At 43.7% G+C, this 21945-nt stretch carries 15 protein-coding genes and 2 pseudogenes; 11 read left to right on the top strand and 6 right to left on the bottom strand.

Annotation, left to right across the window (positions count from 1 at the left end; genetic code table 11):
* Positions 1-156: 156 nt before the first annotated feature.
* Positions 157-390 carry a ribbon-helix-helix protein, CopG family gene (locus V7K62_RS07215; protein WP_442937235.1) on the bottom strand — a complete coding sequence of 78 codons (234 nt, stop codon included), beginning with the start codon at positions 388-390 and terminating at the stop codon, positions 157-159.
* Positions 391-659: 269 nt separating this feature from the next.
* Here V7K62_RS07215 and V7K62_RS07210 point away from each other — a divergent pair, with 269 nt between their 5' ends.
* Positions 660-2603: a GTPase family protein gene (locus V7K62_RS07210; protein WP_334863107.1), complete on the top strand. Its 1944-nt coding sequence runs from the start codon at positions 660-662 to the stop codon at positions 2601-2603.
* Positions 2604-2848: 245 nt separating this feature from the next.
* Positions 2849-4528, top strand: a complete 1680-nt coding sequence (locus tag V7K62_RS07205; protein ID WP_334863105.1) for a hybrid sensor histidine kinase/response regulator — start codon at positions 2849-2851, stop codon at positions 4526-4528.
* 37 nt (positions 4529-4565) lie between these two features.
* Here V7K62_RS07205 and V7K62_RS07200 read toward each other — a convergent pair whose 3' ends face one another.
* Positions 4566-5024 (bottom strand): DUF29 domain-containing protein, encoded by a 459-nt coding sequence (locus V7K62_RS07200; protein WP_334863103.1) that lies wholly within the window; start codon positions 5022-5024, stop codon positions 4566-4568.
* A 282-nt stretch (positions 5025-5306) separates the two neighbouring features.
* Positions 5307-6416: an S-(hydroxymethyl)glutathione dehydrogenase/class III alcohol dehydrogenase gene (locus V7K62_RS07195; RefSeq protein ID WP_334863101.1), complete on the bottom strand. Its 1110-nt coding sequence runs from the start codon at positions 6414-6416 to the stop codon at positions 5307-5309.
* Between the two features lie 283 nt (positions 6417-6699).
* On the opposite strand from V7K62_RS07195, the gene V7K62_RS07190 reads away from it, so the two are divergent.
* From V7K62_RS07190 to V7K62_RS07180, 3 genes and pseudogenes are all read left to right on the top strand, one after another.
* On the top strand, positions 6700-7983 hold the full coding sequence (locus V7K62_RS07190; protein ID WP_334863099.1) for a valine--pyruvate transaminase: 1284 nt from the start codon (positions 6700-6702) through the stop codon (positions 7981-7983).
* Between the two features lie 121 nt (positions 7984-8104).
* Entirely contained in the window at positions 8105-8812 is a 708-nt protein-coding gene (rimM, locus tag V7K62_RS07185) for a ribosome maturation factor RimM (protein ID WP_334863097.1), read from the top strand.
* A gap of 49 nt (positions 8813-8861) precedes the next feature.
* Positions 8862-9482 (top strand): annotated as a pseudogene (locus V7K62_RS07180) (Uma2 family endonuclease).
* 124 nt (positions 9483-9606) lie between these two features.
* Here V7K62_RS07180 and V7K62_RS31490 read toward each other — a convergent pair.
* A pseudogene (locus tag V7K62_RS31490) lies at positions 9607-9804 on the bottom strand (STAND family AAA ATPase); the annotation flags it as partial.
* Between the two features lie 215 nt (positions 9805-10019).
* Entirely contained in the window at positions 10020-10316 is a 297-nt protein-coding gene (locus tag V7K62_RS07175; protein ID WP_334863095.1) for a hypothetical protein, read from the bottom strand.
* A 105-nt stretch (positions 10317-10421) separates the two neighbouring features.
* On the opposite strand from V7K62_RS07175, the gene V7K62_RS07170 reads away from it, so the two are divergent.
* From V7K62_RS07170 to V7K62_RS07150, 5 genes are all read left to right on the top strand, one after another.
* Positions 10422-12803, top strand: a complete 2382-nt coding sequence (locus V7K62_RS07170; protein WP_334863093.1) for a phosphoketolase family protein — start codon at positions 10422-10424, stop codon at positions 12801-12803.
* A gap of 238 nt (positions 12804-13041) precedes the next feature.
* Positions 13042-13287, top strand: a complete 246-nt coding sequence (locus tag V7K62_RS07165) for an SDR family oxidoreductase (protein ID WP_334863091.1) — start codon at positions 13042-13044, stop codon at positions 13285-13287.
* Positions 13288-13349: 62 nt separating this feature from the next.
* A complete protein-coding gene (locus V7K62_RS07160; RefSeq protein ID WP_334863089.1) occupies positions 13350-14753 on the top strand; it encodes a glycoside hydrolase 100 family protein in 1404 nt (467 codons plus the stop codon).
* Between the two features lie 450 nt (positions 14754-15203).
* Positions 15204-15506 carry a hypothetical protein gene (locus V7K62_RS07155; protein WP_334863087.1) on the top strand — a complete coding sequence of 101 codons (303 nt, stop codon included), beginning with the start codon at positions 15204-15206 and terminating at the stop codon, positions 15504-15506.
* 104 nt (positions 15507-15610) lie between these two features.
* The gene (locus V7K62_RS07150; protein WP_334863085.1) at positions 15611-16081 is read left to right on the top strand and encodes a hypothetical protein; all 471 of its coding nucleotides are present in this window, start codon (positions 15611-15613) and stop codon (positions 16079-16081) included.
* 264 nt (positions 16082-16345) lie between these two features.
* Here the strand turns inward: V7K62_RS07150 and V7K62_RS07145 are convergent, their stop codons facing one another.
* Complete coding sequence (locus tag V7K62_RS07145) at positions 16346-20068, bottom strand: beta strand repeat-containing protein (protein ID WP_334863083.1); 3723 nt, start codon at positions 20066-20068, stop codon at positions 16346-16348.
* A gap of 484 nt (positions 20069-20552) precedes the next feature.
* Here V7K62_RS07145 and V7K62_RS07140 point away from each other — a divergent pair, with 484 nt between their 5' ends.
* On the top strand, positions 20553-21812 hold the full coding sequence (locus tag V7K62_RS07140; protein WP_334863261.1) for a glycoside hydrolase family 10 protein: 1260 nt from the start codon (positions 20553-20555) through the stop codon (positions 21810-21812).
* Positions 21813-21945 lie beyond the last annotated feature (133 nt).

The following is a 21945-nucleotide window of genomic DNA, read 5'->3' as shown; positions in this document are numbered from 1 at the left end:
ATTATTCCCAAGTTGGTGATGTAAATTTCATCGGCAGCAAAAAGCCTTGTCAATCACTATCTTTATTCTTGTGTTTGCAGAGTGTGTGGGAGACAATCGCCTCATTAGTCAATTTAAATCTTATTTAATTATGAGAAGATGTTTAAATTGTTCTAATCATGCTAAACGTCGGTACAATTCGGCATTTTTCTTTAACACATAGTTTGCGGAAGCAGCCAACTCGCTCGTCGGCTGACTGAGCCAGTCTTCTATCCTGGCACGTAACAAATCTTCAAGCGATATACCACTCTCTCGTGCTAATGCTTGCAGCTTCTGCAATTGTTCATCGGAAATATTGAGTGTGATGGAAGCCACAGCCTTTACTCCTTGAATACTAGAAAAGTGTAGCATTAGTGGTATTTTAGGTCTTCTGGCAGGCGATCGCTATCTTTATTCTTGCTTGCGATCGCTGAATGTATCGAAGACAATTGCCTGATTACCCAATCTAAAATATTGTTTATAGCAATATTAATTTATACACAGTCATAACATCAATTTTCTAAAAGTATGAACAAAAAATTAGAAGATTCAAAAGATACCATCATCGGTAGTCAATCAGTTTTGCAAACTTTTATAGTTACTATTTGTATTAGAAGGGTTATCAAAGCAGGTATGGGGCAATGGTGCGATTAAAACCGTGGCAATGGGTAGTGTTGGCAATCCCGATCGCGTTTATCATCACTTTCTTACTGGTATCCGCCGGTTCGCAAATTCATGCGTGGGGTATTAGTTGGATCTGGGGTGTGTTCACCCTTTTATTCGTTGGTTGGCGTTGGCTGCTAGTCGAATGGACTCAACCTGCTGTTAACCAAGTGGAAGCTGTATTAGCCCAAGTCCGCGAAGAACTGGAATCGACAGCAGAGGATACAGTAGGGCTACCAGGGGGAAGTGATGTCACAAAGCTTGCAGAAACCGCACTCCAAGAGATTTTGCAAGCAGCACAAAGCGATCGCCCGATTTGGGAAGACTGGCAAACTTTTTGGACGCGATGCCAGGATTTAGTGGTAGCGATCGCTCATATCTACAATCCTCAAATTCAATATCCCCTGCTGAATATTTACGTTCCCCAAGCTTACGGGCTGATTCGCGGAACGGTGGATGATATGGATCAGTGGATGCAAAAGTTATCGCCTGTCCTCAATCAGGTAACGGTTGGACAAGCATACCAAGGATATGAGGTCTACCGGAAGTTGGAACCATCGGCTCGTAAATTCTGGAAAGCTTGGAATTGGGCACAGTGGGTTTTAAATCCGGTGGCGGCGGTGGCAAAACAAGCCAGTCAGGGTTCTAGTAACCAAGCAACTCAGCAATTATTGGGGAATTTGAGCCAGTTATTCCGGGAAGCTGCCCTGAGAAACTTATGCCGACAGGCGATCGCTCTCTACGGAGGTAGCACATTACCAGTTTCAACAACCGTAGTTTCCACACCAACTTTACCCAAGACAAAAACTCAAACACTCCGAGAAATCTTAACTCAAGCTCAACCAGCCGAGGCGGTTGAGCAAAAACCCGTGAATATTCTGCTGGTGGGGCGCACAGGGTCAGGAAAAAGTAGCCTGATTAACACGCTATTTCAGGCGGATCTCGCCGCCGTTGATGTTTTACCCAGTACCGATCGCATTCAGAATTATCAATGGCAGACTCAAAACGGCGAAACCCTGACGCTTTTGGATACACCTGGTTATGAACAAGTCAACCGTGCCGATCTCCGAAATCTGGTGCTTGATTATGCCATAAATGCAGATTTGCTGCTGTTAGCTACCCCTGCCCTCGATCCGGCTCTGCAAATGGATGTGGACTTTTTGCAAGACATCAAAGCAGAAGTTGCAGATTTACCTGCGTTCACGGAGTGTGCGCCTAGCGCAATCGCGATCGTCACTCAAGTAGATCGTCTGCGTCCCATCCGCGAATGGCAACCGCCTTATGATTGGGAATGGGGTAATCGCCCAAAAGAAATTGCCATTCGCGAAGCCACTGAGTATCGCGCCAAGTTACTAGGAAACTTCTGTAATCTAGTTCTACCTGTGGTTACAGGTGACAGCAAAACAAGTCGAATCCCTTGGGGAGTTGAGGCGCTATCGTTGGGATTAGTGGATGCGATCGCACCTACCAAGCAACTCCGTCTCGCCCGCTTTTTGCGTAACCTAGAAGTCCGCATCGTCGCCGCTGCCAAAATCATCGACCACTACACCTTCCAGATGACGACAACACGGGGACTAACGGCATTGCTCAAAAGTCCCGTCCTCCAGTTTGTTTCTACGCTATCAACCGGATCTCCAGCCCTAGCCTATATGCTAGCGGAGCAAATTCCCGTGGAACAACTGCCGATTGTGATTGGCAAACTTCAAATGGCTTATGACCTTTTCTCGCTCTTGAATACAAGCAACTCTAACAAGCTCAACTTGGAATTGCTATCCCTCTGGCCGCTACTGCTAGAAAACTCCGCTTCACCCGATCGCAACGCCTGGGCATTTGGTCACGCCCTAGTGGAATACTGGACTCAAAATCTAACGGTTGAACAACTCCGGGAGCGATTTGAGTATTATTTAGCGATCGCTAAATAACGAGTTTACTAACTACGTAACCCCAGTACATTAAACATTAGAAGTTGCATGATCGCAAACGGGCAAATTCCGAATATTCACGTAGTGGTTTTCAAAATATTTATACCATAATAGGAAAACCAAAAATGCGCTAACAGATTGTACTCTCAATATCAAAGTAAGATTACGATTAGAGTAGCTGTCTGCTGAACCTACCCGCCTTACCTGAGTTTTTATACAGACATCCTTTTTGTTCGGAGTTCTTTATGAAAAATAGATTACAAACCTCCATCTCTCAAGAACAGAATTCAGATCACAGCCATAACATTTCGTCTTACAACAGGCTGCTTTCGGTCGTGAAGGATTTAGCTTGTGTGCGGACTATTGAAGAAATTATTGAAATTGTGCGTTTGGCTGCTCGCGATCTCACAAATGCGGATGGAGTAACTTTTGTACTGCGGGATGGTGAATGTTGCCACTATGTCGATGAAAACGCCATTGGCCCACTTTGGAAAGGTATGCGTTTTCCGCTCAAGTCTTGCATCTCCGGTTGGGCAATGCTTAATAAACAAGCAGCCGTGATTGAGGACATTTACCAGGATGCCCGAATTCCTCTCGATGCATATAAAGTAACTTTCGTCAAGAGTTTAGTGATGGTTCCCATCCGGGTTTCCGATCCACTAGGTGCGATTGGAGCCTACTGGAGTACACCACACCTAGCCACGCCCGAAGAGATCGGAATGCTTGAGATTTTGACTGACACTACGGCAGTTGCGATCGCGAACGTGCAACTTTTCCAGAAACTGACGAACCAAAACGCCCTTAAAGACAAATTTATTGCAATGCTAGCTCACGAGTTGAGGAATCCAGTTGCCCCGATCTCGAATGGGGTTCAGCTACTCAAGTTGAAACTGGGCCAGACTGGCGCAGTCGGGGAAACAGTTTTAATGATGCAACACCAGATTAAGCACCTCTCGAAATTGATCGATGAGCTCCTCGACATATCATCCATCACCTACGGGAAGATTTCATTAAATCTCGAAAGGTTTAATGTAGTAGATTTGGTTCGCCAGAGTATTAACAACCATGCACCAGCAATAGAGAAATTGAACCTTACCGTCAGACAAGACCTGCCAAACACACCTGTGTGGGCTTATGTTGACTCTACCCGCTTCTTCCAAATCTTTGGGAATCTTCTTGATAACGCCTTAAAGTTTTCAAAATCAGGTGGAATGATCTGGGTGGATCTCTCAGCTATTCCAGGTGAGAATGGATCGGGTCGTGTGGCGGTCTTATCCGTAAGAGACATAGGCATAGGCATAGAGCCGACAATATTACCAGAACTCTTCGAGCCGTTCACCCAGGCCGATTGCAGCTTAGACCGTTCTAGGGGCGGGCTAGGTTTGGGACTCTCAGTAGTAAAAAGTCTTGTGGAACTTCATGGTGGTAATGTTGAAGCCTCAAGTAGAGGGATCAATTTGGGAGCAGAATTCAAAGTCACTCTCCCGGTATGCGAAGAGATTAAAGCCTTGGACAACGATCTGGAGATTATAGAGGCGGCTAAAAAATCGTTGAAGATTTTAGTCATCGAAGATAACGAGGATTCAGCCGTATCATTAAAGGCAGTGCTTGAATATTTTGGGCATGAGGTTTCCATTGCCAACAATGGAATTTTAGGGGTAGAAACCGCAAAGCAAATTGAGCCTCATGTGATTATTTGTGATATCGGACTTCCTGGGATGGATGGATTTGCCGTTGCACAAGAACTGAGTAAAGACTCCAAATTTAGTCGCTCAATTCTGATTGCACTCACCGGCTACGGTAGCCAGGAGGATCGGCAGCTTGCGCTTCAGGCTGGTTTCAAATCCCACTTGACCAAGCCTGTGGACTTTGAAATACTTACAGCAGAAATTGATCGATACTTTGATGGAGTATTATCAAGTTGACAAATTTTACTGCTTACGTATTTTTACTGAGTAAAAGTCAATCCATTAAATCATCTGTGACAGGCTCACCCGGATAAAAGCGATCGCTCAGAATTTCCTCAAAAGGATATAAACATTGCTTGGGAAAAGTTGAGAGTGGCAGATTTGTTTCTCCAGATGCTAAATCCCTACCGTTTTGATATGATTCTGGGAGTGCTTCTTCAACATAAGGCTTGAGGCTAGGATTTTCGTTCAGCAACTTGAGAATTTCCCGTCGTTGTACTCTAATTGTCGCCAACCAACTACGACTTCGTTGCTTTAGTTGATATTCCCATTTGAGCAAATGTCCAATTAATATACTAAGACGATTTCTCAATTCTTGGCGTTCCTTTCTTCCCAAAGATTCGATTTCCTCAATTAAATTGGGCAGATCAAGCTGATTCCATTGGTGATGACGCAGAAAGTTAGCCTGTTCTTGAGTCCAACTGTAAAAGTCTGCTTCATAGAAGTTTTGCATCAGGTTTTTTGCCGTTTTTCAGGTTTGTAGTGTCTACATAATTGAAAAATTCATAATTCATAATTATGTTTTAGATAGAGATTTCTCTCGTTCCCAGACTCTGCCTGGGAATGCCTATCGTCAGGCTCCGCCTGCTAAATTTGCGGCAGAGCCGCTTTTAATGCATTTCCAGCCAGAGGCTAGAAACGAGAATTTTCTCTCGTGTTTTAGCTTAACTTGACACCCATAAGCAATCTTCCCTACAGTTAATTGTATTTTGAGAAAAAGCTTTGAATCTAATAGCTAAAAAGTCACTACACTGCGAATTGATTCACCTTTGTGCATCAATTCAAAAGCATCATTAATTTGCTCAATGGGCATCACATGAGTAATCAAATCATCAATATTTATCTTACCTTGCATATACCAATCAACAATTTTTGGCACATCTGTACGCCCTCTAGCGCCACCAAATGCTGAACCTTTCCAAACGCGCCCAGTGACTAGTTGAAAAGGACGAGTACTGATTTCCTGTCCAGCACCAGCAACACCAATAATCACGCTAACACCCCAACCTTTATGGCAGCATTCTAATGCTTGACGCATCAATTTAACATTACCGATACATTCAAAGCTGTAATCAGCACCGCCTTTTGTTAAATCAACCAGATAGGGAACCAAATCACCCTCTACTTCCTGGGGATTAACAAAGTGCGTCATGCCAAACTTTTCCGCCAAGGCGCGTTTGCTGGGATTAATATCCACCCCAACAATCATATTTGCCCCTACCATCCGCGCCCCTTGGATGACATTTAAGCCAATACCGCCTAAACCAAAAACCACAACATTTGCCCCAGGTTCCACCTTGGCAGTATTAATGACTGCACCAATACCAGTAGTCACACCGCAGCCAATGTAACAAACCTTATCAAACGGCGCATCTTCCCGAATTTTTGCCAAGGCGATTTCCGGCAGCACCGTATAGTTAGCAAAAGTTGATGTACCCATGTAATGATGAATCATTTGCCCATCCACACTAAAGCGGCTGGTGCCATCGGGCATAACACCGCGTCCTTGAGTTAAACGAATGGCTTGACAAAGATTAGTTTTGAAACTCAGACAATACTCGCACTGGCGACATTCGGGAGTGTATAGGGGAATTACATGATCCCCTGGTTTGAGACTGGTGACACCAGCGCCTACTTCCACTACCACACCAGCACCTTCGTGTCCCAAAATAGCCGGAAACAAACCTTCAGGATCGTCACCAGATAAGGTAAAAGCATCGGTATGACAAACCCCGCTTGCTTTCACCTCAACTAACACTTCACCAGCTTGTGGCCCCGACAGGTGAACGGTTTCAATCGTCAACGGCTTACTTGCGCTGTAAGCTACTGCTGCTTTAACTTGCAATGTCAGCCCTCCTGTATAGTTTTTTGACGTTTTCCCCAATGCTGAAGCAGGGGATTATTTCACTTAAACATATTGAGCGCATGATACACTTTTGTATCACTTCATCGTATTTACTCAGCACGATCGCCGCTATAACGATAAATATTACTTTGTTAAAATATCATTCTCTAGCTAGATTGGTTAAAGGCGGCAAGAACTGCTTTGCCAACAATGTAAACTTGATGTCAGCAGCAAGCCCCAAATAATTTGTCCACCCCTGAATTAATAAATTTTGTCACAGCTTATGAACCCTGCCCTAACTCAAATTGGCGCTCAAATGTCCAACCTGACTGGCGTCAGAGCAATCATGAAGGATATTATCGAAACATTACGAGCGGGTGCAGGGCAGCAGTTTATTAATTTGAGTGCTGGTAATCCGTTGATTTTGCCAGAGGTAGAGCAATTATGGCGGGATTGTACTGCACAGCTTTTGGCTAGTCCAGAATATGGTGAGGTAGTTTGCCGCTACGGATCAAGTCAGGGCTATGCACCATTCGTTGAAGCGATCGCTAATGATTTTAACAAACGCTACGGGTTAAACTTAAGCGATCGCAATATCCTGATCACCCCTGGTAGTCAAAGCCTCTACTTCTACGCTGTCAATAGCTTCGGTGGTTACACCCCCAGCGGCGAGTTAAAACAAATCGTTTTGCCCCTCAGTCCTGACTACACAGGTTACGGCGGTATCTGCTTAGTTCCAAAAGCCCTAATCGCTTACAAACCAACTCTCGATATTGATGCCGCCGCCCACCGATTTAAATATCGCCCCGACTTTAGCCAACTATCGATTACAGAAAATACGGGTTGCGTCCTCTTCTCTCGCCCCTGTAATCCTACTGGTAATGTCCTCACAGATGATGAGGTGAAAAAGATTGCCGCCCTAGCTGCGCCTTACAATCTACCTGTGTTAATTGACTCGGCTTATGCGCCTCCCTTCCCAGCATTAAATTTTACCGAAATGACACCCGTGTTTGGTGATAACATCCTCCACTGCATGAGTTTATCGAAAGCGGGATTACCAGGAGAAAGAATTGGGATTGCGATTGGGGATGAAAAGTGGATTGAAGTGCTGGAGTGTTTTCAGGCAAATATGAGTCTCCATTCTTCACGTTACGGCCAAGCGATCGCAGCTTATGCAATCAATTCTGGTGCCTTAGTGGAGATTTCTCACACTGTCATCCGTCCCTTTTACCAAAATAAGTTTACTGTTTTAGAAACCAGCTTAGAACAAGCGATGCCCAAGAATTTACCTTGGTTCCTCCATCGCGGTGAAGGAGCAATTTTTGCCTGGTTGTGGTTAGAGGATTTACCCATCAGTGATTGGGAATTTTACCAACGCCTCAAGCAAGTAGGTGTGATTATTGTCCCTGGAAGTACCTTCTTCCCCGGTTTAGAGGAAGAGTGGGCGCACAAGCACCAATGCTTCCGCATCAGCCTCACAGGTAGCGATGAGGAAATTGCCACTGCCATGCAACGTTTAGCAAAGGTGGCTGAAGAAGCGTATCAGCGTGCGGCTGTGAGTGCCTAGTACCGCAAGGCGGAATTAAAAATTAAAAATTAAAAATTAAAAATGAATACAGCGTAAGCGTTTCATTGATTTGGAATGGGTGGTTTATTTCCGCCGTATTGTACTAGTAGGAAAAATGGAAATGAAACACGAAGAAGCTAATAAAGAGATTGGAGGCAAAGAAGCAGAGGGCCAGGGAGGCAAGAGAGTACGAGGAAATTCAAAAATTAAAAATGCCCAGCCTCCAGCCCCCAGTCGCCAGTCGCCAGTCGCCAGCCCCCAGTCGCCAGCCCCCAATCTCGATAATTGGCTAGAAATTGGTAAGATTGTTTCCCCTCAAGGATTGTCTGGAGAATTACGGGTTTATCCTGTATCGGACTTTCCCGAAAGATTTGAGGTGCCGGGAAAACGTTGGTTGTTGCGTTCTGGTGACACAGAACCGCAACCAATCGAATTATTGACAGGACGTTACATCAGTAACAAAAACTTGTATGTAATCAAATTAGCTGGTGTGGAAAATTGCGATCAGGCGGAGGCGTTGCGCGGTTGTACGTTAATGGTGCCAGCAAGCGATCGCCCCCAATTAAGCGAAGATGAATATCATGTCCTCGATTTGATTGGCTTGGAAGTCTTCATGCAAGCATCTGGCGAACTCGTGGGTACAGTAGTAGACATTATCCCTGCTGGCAATGATTTGTTAGAAGTAAAGTTGCATGAATCATTTGCTACTGACAAAAAGCAAAAGACTGTTTTGATTCCATTTGTGGAAGCGATCGCCCCAGTGGTAGATTTGAAATCTAATCGCATTGAAATTACACCTCCGCCTGGGTTATTGGAAATTAATAATTAGGTGATTAATTGAATGGAGATTTTTAATTTTTAATTCGGAGCAAAGCGACGTGACTCAAGCTTTCCCAAAAATCGTAACTTTTGAAGAATTTGTCAAGTGGAAACCAGAGACTAAACGCGATGAATTGCATAACGGAATAATTGTTAAAATGCCTCAACCTCTAGGAGACCATGAAGAGGTAACAGGATTTTTAGCCTTTGAACTAACTAGAGAATGTATCCGTTTAAATCTCCCCTACTTCATATCCAAGACAGCACTAGTCAAACCACCTGTAAATGAATCAGGTTACTCGCCAGACGTACTATTGTTGAATCGCCCTAATTTGATAAACGAACCTCTTTGGAAAAAAGAATCTACTGTTAGTCAACCCGGATAAATTCCTATAGTTGTTGAAGTTGTTAGTACCAATTGGCGTGATGATTACCTCAAAAAATATGCTGATTATGAGGAAATGGGAATTCATGAATACTGGCTTGTTGATTATGGTGCTTTCGGTGGTAGAGAGTTTATTGGCAAACCAAAACAACCTACTATCTTAGTTTGTTCTTTGGATGAAGGTGAGTATCAAGTTAGCAAGTTTAGGGGTACAAACCGCATCCAGTCCCTAACATTTCCAGAGTTAAATTTAACTGTCCAACAGATTTTTAAAGCTGGTAATCTTTCAGATTAATTCATAATTCATAAGTGTCACCGAACAGCCCGTTATAGCGATCGCTCTCCATCCTCTGCCAAGAGCCAAGGAATCTGGTCACAAAAGCTGAGAAAATTCATCATGGGTTAGATGACCAATAGCTTCACAGCATTTCATTTTTGTGTTTTTTAGCTTCCTCTCCTTTGTGAAGAGAGTCTGCCAATTTTTTCGCCGCAAACAAGTAAAACAGATAACGGTAATGAAACTTTAGACCGGTCTCTGAACGTTGCAGAATAAATGAATTGACCAAATCATCAATCACTTTGTCTTGACTAACTGGAAGAAAATTCTTTAAGTATTCTTTAAAGAATGCATTTTAGCCAGATTCATTTAGACTTTCCGAGGGAGACTCTAAAATTGCTCCTCCAAGTTCTGATAAAACATTGAGGTATGTATCAATCTCAGTTTGTTTTACATAGACCTCTTGCATAAATCAAAAATAAAGAACCCCACCCCGCATTTGAGTAAAGCAAACGCTCCCCTCCCCGCTTGCGGGGAGGGGTTGGGGGTGGGGTGTTATGGACTTTTGCAAGAGGTCTCATGAACACGCTGTAGGGCTTGGTAGATCAAATACTGATAATAGTGTCCGTAAGCAGTAAGTTCAAGTCTCTGTGTGGTTATTGTCTCTAAAGACTGAAGAAGCATCAAGATGTGGAATGGTTTTGCTGGAACTACATTCTTGCGTACAAGCAAGTCTACGTGATGCCGCAGTTCATCTGTCTTTTTCCAAAGCTGTTGATCGTCTGCTTCTTCAGTTAACTCTAGTGCGACCCCGCTCTCCATCCTGTGCCAAGAACCAAGGAATTTAGTCACAAAGGCTGAAAAAATTCATTATGGGTAGATGGCCATCATCTGGAAAACAAGTATAATTCCTTACTGATGAACCCGTCAAAATCTTTTTGGAATGGAGTGTCGATAATGACATTAGCAACGATTCCACAAACAAAGCCTTTAACAGACGAAGAATTACAAAAGATAAACGCCTACTGGCGTGCAGCTAATTATCTTTCGGTTGGGCAAATCTATCTACTCGACAATCCGCTACTAAGAGAACCCCTAAAGCTGGAACACGTCAAACCCAGACTATTGGGGCACTGGGGAACTACACCAGGGCTGAACTTTATCTATGTTCACCTGAATCGGATCATCAAAAAATACGACCTAAACACAATCTACATTGCTGGCCCTGGTCATGGAGGCCCTGGACTGGTAGCCAACACCTACCTAGAAGGCACTTACACTGAGTATTACCACAACATCTCCCAGGATGCTGAAGGAATCCAGAAACTCTTCAAACAGTTCTCTTTCCCTGGTGGTATTCCCAGCCACGTTGCACCGGAAACTCCAGGTTCGATCCACGAAGGCGGGGAATTAGGTTATGCCCTCGTCCACGCTTATGGTGCTGCCTTTGATAACCCTGACTTAATTGTTGCTGCTGTTGTCGGTGACGGCGAAGCCGAAACAGGTGCTTTAGCAACTAGCTGGCATTCCAACAAGTTTCTTAACCCTGTACGTGATGGTGCTGTACTGCCGATTCTGCACCTGAATGGGTATAAAATTGCTAATCCAACGATGCTGGCACGGATTAGCCATGAGGAGTTGAAGAGTTTATTTATAGGCTACGGCTACAAACCATACTTTGTAGAAGGTGACGATCCCGCAGATGTCCACCAGCAGATGGCGGCGACTCTAGAAACAGCGATCGCCGAAATTCAAAGTATCCAAAGGGAAGCCCGTGTACATGGTTTCACGGAACGTCCCCAGTGGCCGATGATTGTCATGCGAACCCCCAAAGGTTGGACAGGGCCCAAAGAAGTGGATGGCAAAAAAACTGAAGGTTCTTGGCGATCGCACCAAGTTCCTTTTGGTAACATAGCTAAACAGCCAGACCACCTGAGACTCCTAGAAGATTGGATGAAGAGTTACAAACCAGAAGAACTCTTCGACGCTAACGGCACACTGATTCCCGAACTAGCAGAACTAGCCCCCAAAGGGCATCGACGCATGGGTGACAATCCCCACGCTAACGGCGGCATTTTGCTGCATGACCTGAAGATGCCCGACTTTCGAGACTATGCTGTAGATGTTTCTCAACCTGGGAAGGCGATCGCGGAAGCTACCAAAGTGACTGGCAAATTCCTGCGGGATATCATTCAACTTAACCAAGAAAGTCGCAATTTTCGCATCTTTGCCCCCGACGAATTAGCATCGAATCGTCTAGACCCTGTATTGGAAGTTACGAACAGAGTTTCCGTAGCCGAGATTTACGCCGAAGATGACCACCTTTCCCCCGACGGTCGGGTGATGGAAATTCTCAGCGAAACTTCTTGCCAAGGATGGTTAGAAGGCTACCTCCTCACAGGGCGTCACGGGTTGTTCACTTGCTACGAGGCATTCATTCACATCATTGATTCCATGTTCAACCAACACGCCAAATGGTTGAAAACCACCAAACATATTCCTTGGCGTAGACCAATTGCTTCCCTCAACTACCTACTCACCTCTCACGTTTGGCGACAAGACCATAACGGTTTCTCTCACCAAGACCCCGGTTTTATCGACCATGTACTTAACAAAAAAGCCGAGATCGTTCGCGTGTATTTGCCCCCCGATGCCAACACTCTGCTGTCGGTAACAGACCATTGTCTAAAAAGCCGCAACTATGTCAACGTCATCATTGCTGGAAAACAGCCAGCATTGCAATATCTCAACATAGATGCTGCTATCAAGCACTGCACCAAAGGCATCGGCATTTGGGAATGGGCAAGCAATGACGAAGGCGGCGATCCAGATGTAGTCCTAGCTTGTGCTGGGGATGTTCCCACCTTAGAAACCTTGGCGGCTGTAGACATCCTGCGTCAGCACTTCCCGGATTTAAAAGTGCGGGTAGTGAACGTAGTCGATTTGATGACACTACAGCCAAAAACCGAACATCCCCACGGTTTGAGTGAAAAAGATTTTGACACAATTTTCACCACCGACAAACCGGTTCTTTTTGCCTTTCATGGCTATCCCTGGCTGATTCATCGCCTAACCTACCGCCACACTAATCATAAAAACATTCATGTGCGTGGCTATAAGGAAGAGGGAACTACCACCACCCCCTTCGATATGGTTGTTCTCAACGATCTAGATCGCTTCCATTTGGTAATTGATGTAATTGATCGCGTGCCCAAACTAGGATCTAGGGCAGCTTATATCAAACAACAGATGCAAGATAAGCTGATCGAACACAAACACTACATCGATAAGTACGGCGATGATGTGCCGGAAATTCGCGATTGGAAGTGGCCCTATTAAGAGGGGATAAGGGAGTTGAAGTAAAATTTTCTCCCTTGTTTCTTTTTATGACTGTAATACTTAGTACAGCTTTGCCTAAGTTCGTAGCGAATAGACTCAAACAAACTTTGCCCTCCTCTGCGTTTAAACTTAAACCCTGAATTGGTCACGAATTTAGGAACCTGTGTACTTAGACATTTTGGATAAATCCCAAATTGTCTGACTTGCAAATTCAACCAAAAGCAGCTTAGAGAGAAATATGATAGGGTTAAAAGGGGAAAATACCTTAATTACAGGTGCAACGTCAGGTATCGGTCAGGCGATCGCGATCAGACTCGCTCAACAAGGGTGCATCGTCATCAATTACCGCAAAGACACTGAGGACATTGCAGCCGCAGTCGCTTTTTTAGCTTCGGATGAAGCCACCTACATCACCGGACAAACGCTATTTGTAGATGGTGGATTGACTCTATATGCTGACTTCCAGGAAAACTGGTCAGCTTGAGGTAAAGTTTGCGTACTTTCCACAATTGAGCCGATACATACCATTAGTGGAATTAAACGCCTATGACTAGCGCGATTGATAAGAACAGTCTGCTGGAAGCAGAAGCCTGGGAATTGTTGGAAGAATCGGTAATTTATTACCAGGGAAAACCCATTGGTACTGTAGCCGCCCACGATCCGGAGTCAGATGCACTCAATTATGACCAGTGCTTCCTCCGCGATTTTGTCCCTTCTGCCTTGGTGTTTCTCATGCACGGCAAAGCAGAGATTGTGCGTAACTTCTTAGTAGAAACACTGAAATTACAAAGTCATGAAAAGCAGATAGACTGCTTTGAACCGGGAGCGGGATTAATGCCTGCAAGTTTCAAAGTACATTCTAAGGGGAATGAGGAATTTTTGGTCGCTGATTTTGGTGAGCAGGCGATCGCTCGTGTTCCGCCAATTGATTCTTGTATGTGGTGGATTCTCCTGCTACGCGCTTATGAAAAAGCTACAGGCGATTTAACCCTGGCGCGTCAGCCAGATTTTCAAGCAGGAATCAAGTTAATTTTGGATCTTTGCTTAGTACATCGCTTTTCCATGTACCCAACAATGTTAGTTCCCGATGGCGCGTTTATGATTGACCGTCGCATGGGAGTCTACGAACATCCTCTAGAAATTCAAGTATTATTCTATGCGTCCCTCAGGGCTGCTAGTGAATTGCTTTTACCAGATGGGGATGACGATATCTACGTTGCCAAAGTCAATAGGCGATTGGGATCTTTGAAATATCATATCCGCAACTATTACTGGCTAGACCTGAAGCGATTGGGGGAAATCTATCGTTACAAGGATAACGAATTTGGTAAAGAAATTGTTAATAAATTCAACATCAACTCAGAATCAATCCCCACTTGGTTGACCGAGTGGTTGCCCGAAACTGGAGGATATTTAGCGGGAAATCTGGGGCCGGGACGGATAGATTTTCGCTTTTTTGCTCTAGGAAATCTGATGGCAATCTTAACTTCCTTAGCCGGCGAAAAAGAATCTCAAAGCATTATGAATTTATTTGCCCAGCGTTGGCAAGACTTGATCGGCTATATGCCTGTTAAAATCTGCTTTCCAGCTTTGGAAGGTTTAGAATGGAGAATTGTTACAGGATGTGATTCTAAGAACAGGGCTTGGTCTTATCACAACGGCGGTAACTGGCCCGTTTTACTGTGGTTATTTACCGCTGCGGCACTGAAAGCAGGTCGAACAGAACTTGCCCAAGCAGCGATCGCCATTGCCGAAAGGCGTTTATTTAAGGATAAATTCCCGGAATACTACGATGGCCACAATGGTCGTTTAATTGGCAAAGAAGCCAGAATTTATCAAACTTGGAGCGTTGCCGGATTGCTAGCAGCCAAAAAGTTGCTGGAAAATCCAGAGTACTTGGAATTAATCAGCTTTGCAGAGGGTCTTGAAGTCCCAGGCTGTAGCCTGTAGGTAGTGAATACCTCCCAAGGCTTTACCCCAAAGATGATTTAGTGGTGTAATTATAACAGGGTGTTTCTGCTAACTAGTACAGCTTGGTATAAATCCAGCTACCATCTCAATTAAGCAGACAAGTTGATCTGAGCAACTGGTTAAAGGTAGGCAAACTCCCGCCTGTACTAGCTACACTGACATAAAATAACAAACGGCCAAACTTTTAGTAAGTATAAATTAATAAATAGCACATTTGTACTAAGTAAAATCCTGCTCAACAGATTGCGGCGATCGCGAACAGCGTGACGGAGACAGAGGCTACGCCAACCAGTTACCCCTGCGTCTGAATCCCCTTCTCAAATACCCGATAACTGATACACTATATTGTAAGAGGTATCTGAAGTGTCATACTTAGTAATATCACCAGATAGTCTTTGCATAATTAACACGTTTTAACGTGTATAAACCATGAAAACTACTTCAGATTTAATTTCAGAATTTGAACAACTATTCAGACAAAAATTACAACTAAATAATTGTAAACTCAGAAAGAAAAGACAAGAGAATAATTATGAAATTATTACTCCAGCTAAAGACATTTTTTTGATGTATTGGTCTGAATTCCCAGAAGTTAACTTAATATATCAGGCTGTAGGGGTACGCACCCAGCAAACTGGAGTTTATGAGCGAGCTATTCGTTCGCACATTAGTTTTTGTTTGAGTAGTATCCAGGAGAATCCCACCTCTGAATCACCATTATTGGTAAAATAACTAATACTTAGATAACACAGAGAATATTTACTAAGCTCTCGCCAGTTCTTGTCAGATAACTGACGAGAGTTTATCACCGAAAATCTGTTGTTCGAGAGATAAAAATGCAATCCGAAAAAAATCAAGATCAAGATCAGCTAGATTATAAAACCTTGTTAGCCAATGCAAAGCAAGCTTTAAAAGTTGAATATCAAAAATCAGCCGCTTTAGCATCCCAACTGAAAGCCAGCAAAACTCAGTTAGAGCAAGTTCAGGCTGAAAACAAAACTCTCAGGGAAAGTGCCTATGAAGATGTAGTTAAGCACTTTGAAGCACGTACTCAAGCAGCGGAAGCACTAGCCCTAAAAACAGAAGTGCGCCAAAGATTCCTTGAAGCCAATGGTTGCAAGGATGATCAGAGCTTCGATACTCTATGGGATAGCATTAAAAATAAGATTCAGAGCCAAGACAGTGAAGTGAGAATCGTTGCTCAAAATGGCACTCCTAAGTTCACCTTAACAGGCAGCATGATGACTTTGAAGGATTTTATTCAATCCCTCAAACAAGACCCAATCTCTGGAAAATTTTTCGTATAAAAATGAAGCCATCGCGACAGTAATCCATAACTCCTACCAGCTAGCAGACGACATCTACCTACGCTATTGGTTTTCTGAGTGCTGATAAGATTGCCCCTAACTTGGAGTTGCCGCCGATTCCGAGTTTAGATGTCGGTGCTAACTTACCTATTACCAGATTCAACAAACCTGAAACTTGAGAGTTGGCTTGTTGAAGAAATAAAAACAGGCAAAAAGTTGCTCAGAGCAACTTGTTAAAGGTAGGTAAACTTCCGCCATACTGTACTAGTAAATGACGAAATGGCTAGCATTTAAAGTTGATGCCTGAATTCCAGTTAACAGAGCCAGATTTTCGTTATTGGAAGTAACCTTAATTAAGGTATTACTACCGCTCTGAGTAATAGACAAACCTGAGTAAATCAAACCACCTGATAAGCCAATAAAATCTTGACTAATGTTGAAGTCTTGGATAGTATCTCTACCTTCACCCTTGGCAAGCACAAAGGTATCATTACCTGCACCACCGGTGAGATTATCGGCACCTAAACCGCCATAAATCTGATCATTTCCTGAGCCGCCAACAATTATGTCATTACTAGCAAAGCCAAAAATCAGATCGTCTGAGCTAGTTCCCTGCAAGTTATCAGCCTTGGCTGAACCTGTGATAATGCTATTAACTTGGTTGCCGTTTTTAATGTTAACGACATCAATATCGTTAGGGTTAAGAATGTTGTATTTAGCATCACTACTAACGGCTTTGGCAGTAATTATTTGGTAAGCAATATTATCATCTGCAATGCCATCATTAACACCTGTAACTGTGATTATTTGAGGCGTATTCCAGTTAGCAGCGGTAAAGGTAACGCTATTTGAAACAGTACCTTCAGTCACCTTGGAACTACTCAAATTTAAGATAACATCAGCAGTGGGTTGGCTAGTGAGTCGAATACTGAAACTATCAGTGCCACCAGTTTCGGTAGTTATGAGTCCAGTTGTCGGAGAGATAGTAAAACCCGCTATATCGTTGTCTGTAATCGTACCATTAGCTTGGTTATCAGTGATGCTGGCGTTGGTGGGGTTAGTGAGATTGACAAAAAAACGCTTACTTGATTCAACAACGAAATCGTCGAGAATCGGCACGGTGATTGTTTGAGTTATAGTTCCAGGGTTGAAAGTCAGGCTGCCTGCGATCGGGGTGTAATCTGTGTTAGCGATCGCAGTATCATTACTAGTATTGTAAGCGACTGTAATGACGTTACTGCTAGCATTGGAGAGTTTGACGGTAAAAACAAAATTACCGCTGCCTTCGTTGCCAGTTTTATCTGCGATGGAGATAGTGGGAATGGTGTCATCATCAACTATGGTGATTGTACCAGGAGCGATCGCAGCTGTTTGGTTGGGGTAACTCAGGTTAAGATTAATGGTTTCGTCAACTTCAGTCACCTTTTCACCCAGAACATTGAGTGAAATGGTCTTTGTTGTTTCCCCAACGGCGAATTTTAAAGTCCCAGATAAACTACCTGTTGCAGTTCCAACTTTAATGTTATTGTAGTCGCTGCCAGAAGTTGCCGTGCCATCCAAGGCATAATTTACGGTAGTGGCAACGGCAGTATTACCACTGCGAGTCACGGTGAAACTGACAATTTTGCTACTACTATTACCTTCAATCACAGTTGGGGTAGCAGTTGAAATGGCGTAATTGAGATTAGCACCAGGAGCAAAGTTAGTATCCCCAATATGATTCAATGGTTGTTCAGCAAAGTTTGCAGGTGATGTGTTAGCAACAGTACCTAATGCCAAATTTGGGGCTGTGCCTGTGGTGATTGCACTTGCTACCCAATCCGAGGCTGTTGAACCTGTAGTATTACCTGAACGTCCTACATATCCAGCGATAAATGAGGTATCAACAACTGTGGCATTAGCTGGAACTGAACCGCCAGTGGTACCTTTTCTAAATACAATCGAGCTATATGCTCTATCTGTAGTAGATGTGCCATCTAAAACGGAAACTGAATCTAGCAATGTCCAATTTGAGTACACAGTACCATCAGCAATACCATCGTCATTTGAGTCAATATCATTGCTAAGTGTGGGTGCAGTAGTAGCTTGAATGAGGAAAAAGCTAACAGAGCTATTTTCTATGTCAGTTGCCCCCGCCTGACCAGTGTGACTGATTGAACTTGAGGCTCCACTTCCCCATCCGGCTCCAGTTCCAGTATTAGTTACTACATTTGCATTGGGGTTGACTACATTCACATAAGGATTGCTTTTTTGTAACAGAACCAACAACCCATTGCTTCCAAACTGCTTACCAGACAAATTAAAAATATCTTGAACATTGCCAGGATTGGAGGAGCCAGAATCACCCTCAATACCAACTAGATAAGTCCCAGGTGCTAGAGTTGCACCAGGAGTACCACGCAGTTCGATATATTCTTTAGGGCCATCTGTACTTGGGGGATCAAAGAGAATTTCGTTGATCAGTATCGGCTGAGGGGGAACGGGAACAACAGGATCATCGGAATTATTAAGTAGCACCGAAACGTTTCTAGATTCACTGTTTGCCACCGCCAAGTCAAATCTACCGTCTTTGTCGAAGTCGCCTATGGTGACAGCATCGGGTGTTGTGCCTACGTTAAAATTCGTGGCATTTCCAAAGCTGCCAGTGCCATCTCCTAGCAGCACTGAAACCGTGTTGGAGTCTGCATTTGCGACTGCTAAATCAGATTTTCCATCCCCGTTGAAGTCAATCTCTGTCAGAGACACGGGATTCAACCCGACATTAAAGTTGGTGGCAGGTTTAAAAGTGCCATCACCATTGCCCAACACCACCGAGACATTGTTAGAATCCGAATTCGCCACCGCCAAGTCAGATTTACCGTCTTTATTGAAGTCGCCTACGATGAGAGAATGAGGATTTGTGCCGACATCAAATTGGGTGGCTGAGTTAAAAGTGCCATCACCCTTTCCCAACAAGATTGAGACGTTATTGAAGTAAGAACTCGTCACCGCTAGGTCAGATATTCCATCCTTGTTAAAGTCGCCCACTGTGACGGAAGTCGGACGGCTTGGAACTTTAAAGTTTTTGGCAGTCGCAAAGCCGCCATTACCATCTCCCAACAGCACTGAAACATTTTGGGAAGCATTATTTGCTGTTACTATGTCAGATTTTCCATCCTTGTTAAAGTCGCCCACTGCGACGGATGTGGGTGCTGAAGCTGACTCCAAAGCAAAATTGATCGCAGGCCCAAAGCTACCAGTACCTTTGTCATCTCCAAACAGCACCGAAATGTTATTGGAGACATTGTTTGCCGTTACCAAATCCAATTTTCCGTCTTTGTCGAAGTCGGCTACAGCGACAGAATAGGGATTTAAGCCGTTGAATCCAACCACGCTAAAGTTGCTGGCAGGGTTAAAACTGCCATCACCCTTTCCTAAAAGCACCGAAACGCTTTGGGAGGACTTGTTTGCCGTTACTAAATCCAATTTTCCGTCTTTATTAAAGTCGCCTGTAACGATGGAATAGGGTCTTAATCCTACGAGAGGTGCGATCGCAATGGTAGCAATATCTGTAGCAGTACTATAGGCTGTTGTGCCCCCACCAACACCGGGATTGACGCCAGTAGTGCCACTAGCGTGGCCATCTGAAGCATCCCAAGCACAAAAGGTGATTTTAGCCGTACCGTTGTAACCAGCGTTGGGGATAAAACGGACTTTTTCTGTATCTCTGAGCAATGTAGCAGAAGTGGCGGACACAGCGAAATTAATCCAGTTGTTACCCCCATTTGTGGAGTATTGCCAAATGCCGTAGGTATTATCTATACCAATGACAGCAATTCCCTCCACTGCACCTGTGTCTGCATCAGTAATCGGGTTGCCACCTGCACCTGTGGCAAGGATGGCAGAAACTAGAGTACCGAGGTTATCGATGTCGGTTACATCTTGGGTAATGGCGGCCAGTGTGGGATTACCCTTGTTGTCCAGTATTGGCGCTGTGTTGGTTGGCATTTACAATTCCTTTGCACAATTAGTTTAGGTTTGAGAAGTTTTGTTTTCTCGCAGTTGCACCCTGATTATTGTTAGTAAATAAAATTTGGCAACTTTTAACTGTTGACTCGAATCTAAGACTTTGGGAACACAACACTAAATCAGAAGCGAATATTTAGATATATGCTTCCTTGCCTAAATTTAATTGGTAATTAAAACCTCTTTTTATTGAGGTAAAACAGAAAAACTTAATATCATAGTTAGCTATAAATTATACCAATAGCATAGGATTTACTACCGTAATATTACGTGAATAACTAAGATTTGCTCAAAATTTAGATTTAGAGACCATTTATAAAGTAAATATTTAGACACAAGATGGCGCAGCATGATAAAAGTTATAACAATCACCACCTAATAGGTGGCATTGCCAAGAGTGACGACGAAGTTGGCATTAGTTATCATGCCTATGTTTCCTTCAGTCACACAGACATTTGAAATAATGATGAAAAGGTTTATAAAGTGGTGTGTTGAGTTTCCTTCTTGGGGGAATATTCGCCAAAGCAGAAAGTCTCTTTTGTTTGCCGTTATGCTTACCTTGAGCGTGGTAGCTACGGTGATCCTATCGTTCCCATTGAACGCTCAAATTAATCTGCCGCCAACACCCGCAGCTGAGTTAAGGGGGGTGTGGTTAACAAATATTGATAGTGATGTGTTATTTGAGCGCGATCGCCTCAAGGGATCTTTGCAACGCCTGGACGAACTCAATTTTAACACTATATATCCGGCAGTTTGGAATTGGGGGTATACATTGTATCCTAGCAAAGTTGCCCAAAAAGTTATCGGGCGATCGCTCGATCCGACTCCCGGACTGCAAGGGCGAGATATCCTCAAAGAAATTGTTGATGTGGGACATCAAAAAGGGTTAACGGTGATTCCCTGGTTTGAATTTGGCTTCATGGCACCAGCAGATTCTCTATTAGCTAAAAATCGTCCCCAATGGCTCACCAGTCGTCGTGATGGAACTCGGATTCTTAAAGAAGGCAAACATAATCGCGTTTGGCTAAATCCCTTTCGCCCAGAAGTACAACAGTTCATCCAAGATTTAATCGTTGAAATTGTCAGAAACTATAATATTGATGGGATTCAATTTGATGACCATTTTGGCTTACCATCAGAATTAGGGTACGATGCCTATACGGTGGCACTTTATAAAAAAGAACACCGTGGTCAAGCTCCCTCGAAAAACTTTCAAGATCCAGAATGGGTAAGTTGGAGAGCTAACAAAATTACAGAGTTTATGAAACGGGTATTTAAAAGCATCAAAGCTACTAAAAAAGATTGCCTAGTTTCTGTTGCTCCTAATCCTCAACGTTTTTCCTACGACTTCTTTTTAGCAGACTGGCAAAAGTGGGAACGGCTGGGAATCATTGAAGACTTAGTTTTGCAGATATATCGAGATGATTTGAATGTCTTTGTTAGTGAATTAGAGTATCCAGAAGTGAAAGCGGCCAAGAGCCATATTCCAGTGAGTGTAGGCATTTTGGCTGGGTTGAAAAATAGATCCGTGCCGATGCAACAGATTCAGACACAAGTACAAAAAATCCGCGATCGCAACTTTGCTGGTGTCTCCTTCTTTTTCTATGAAAGCCTCTGGAATATGAGCAAAGAAAAGCCACAAGAGCGACAAACTGGCTTCCAGAAAATTTTCCCCACACCAAGGGCTTACCCAAATTTGTTAGCAGGTTGGAAACCGTTCAGTTAATTTTCCTAGCAATCTGTCGGTGAACACATCGCTTAATTTTAAGGTGAGTTCGACGGCTCATCTGGTGTTCGCTTAATGAAAAGACCTCTCCCTGGTTTTACTACGCAAAACCGTCCCTCTCCGACTCGGAAAG

The sequence above is a fragment of the Nostoc sp. genome (assembly GCF_036917935.1).
GTDB lineage: Bacteria > Cyanobacteriota > Cyanobacteriia > Cyanobacteriales > Nostocaceae > Nostoc.
Note: the sequence above shows the minus strand (reverse complement) of the source record. Positions and strands in the feature narration are given on the sequence as shown.

Coding starts and splice junctions, on each gene's coding strand:
- rimM (WP_334863097.1), top strand. CDS start 8,105: ATGAAACACGAAGAAGCTAATAAAGAGATTGGAGGCAAAGAAGCAGAG.
- V7K62_RS07170 (WP_334863093.1), top strand. CDS start 10,422: ATGACATTAGCAACGATTCCACAAACAAAGCCTTTAACAGACGAAGAA.
- V7K62_RS07205 (WP_334863105.1), top strand. CDS start 2,849: ATGAAAAATAGATTACAAACCTCCATCTCTCAAGAACAGAATTCAGAT.
- V7K62_RS07145 (WP_334863083.1), bottom strand. CDS start 20,068: ATGCCAACCAACACAGCGCCAATACTGGACAACAAGGGTAATCCCACA.
- V7K62_RS07150 (WP_334863085.1), top strand. CDS start 15,611: ATGCAATCCGAAAAAAATCAAGATCAAGATCAGCTAGATTATAAAACC.
- V7K62_RS07165 (WP_334863091.1), top strand. CDS start 13,042: ATGATAGGGTTAAAAGGGGAAAATACCTTAATTACAGGTGCAACGTCA.
- V7K62_RS07140 (WP_334863261.1), top strand. CDS start 20,553: ATGAAAAGGTTTATAAAGTGGTGTGTTGAGTTTCCTTCTTGGGGGAAT.
- V7K62_RS07210 (WP_334863107.1), top strand. CDS start 660: ATGGTGCGATTAAAACCGTGGCAATGGGTAGTGTTGGCAATCCCGATC.
- V7K62_RS07155 (WP_334863087.1), top strand. CDS start 15,204: ATGAAAACTACTTCAGATTTAATTTCAGAATTTGAACAACTATTCAGA.
- V7K62_RS07215 (WP_442937235.1), bottom strand. CDS start 390: ATGCTACACTTTTCTAGTATTCAAGGAGTAAAGGCTGTGGCTTCCATC.
- V7K62_RS07200 (WP_334863103.1), bottom strand. CDS start 5,024: ATGCAAAACTTCTATGAAGCAGACTTTTACAGTTGGACTCAAGAACAG.
- V7K62_RS07160 (WP_334863089.1), top strand. CDS start 13,350: ATGACTAGCGCGATTGATAAGAACAGTCTGCTGGAAGCAGAAGCCTGG.
- V7K62_RS07190 (WP_334863099.1), top strand. CDS start 6,700: ATGAACCCTGCCCTAACTCAAATTGGCGCTCAAATGTCCAACCTGACT.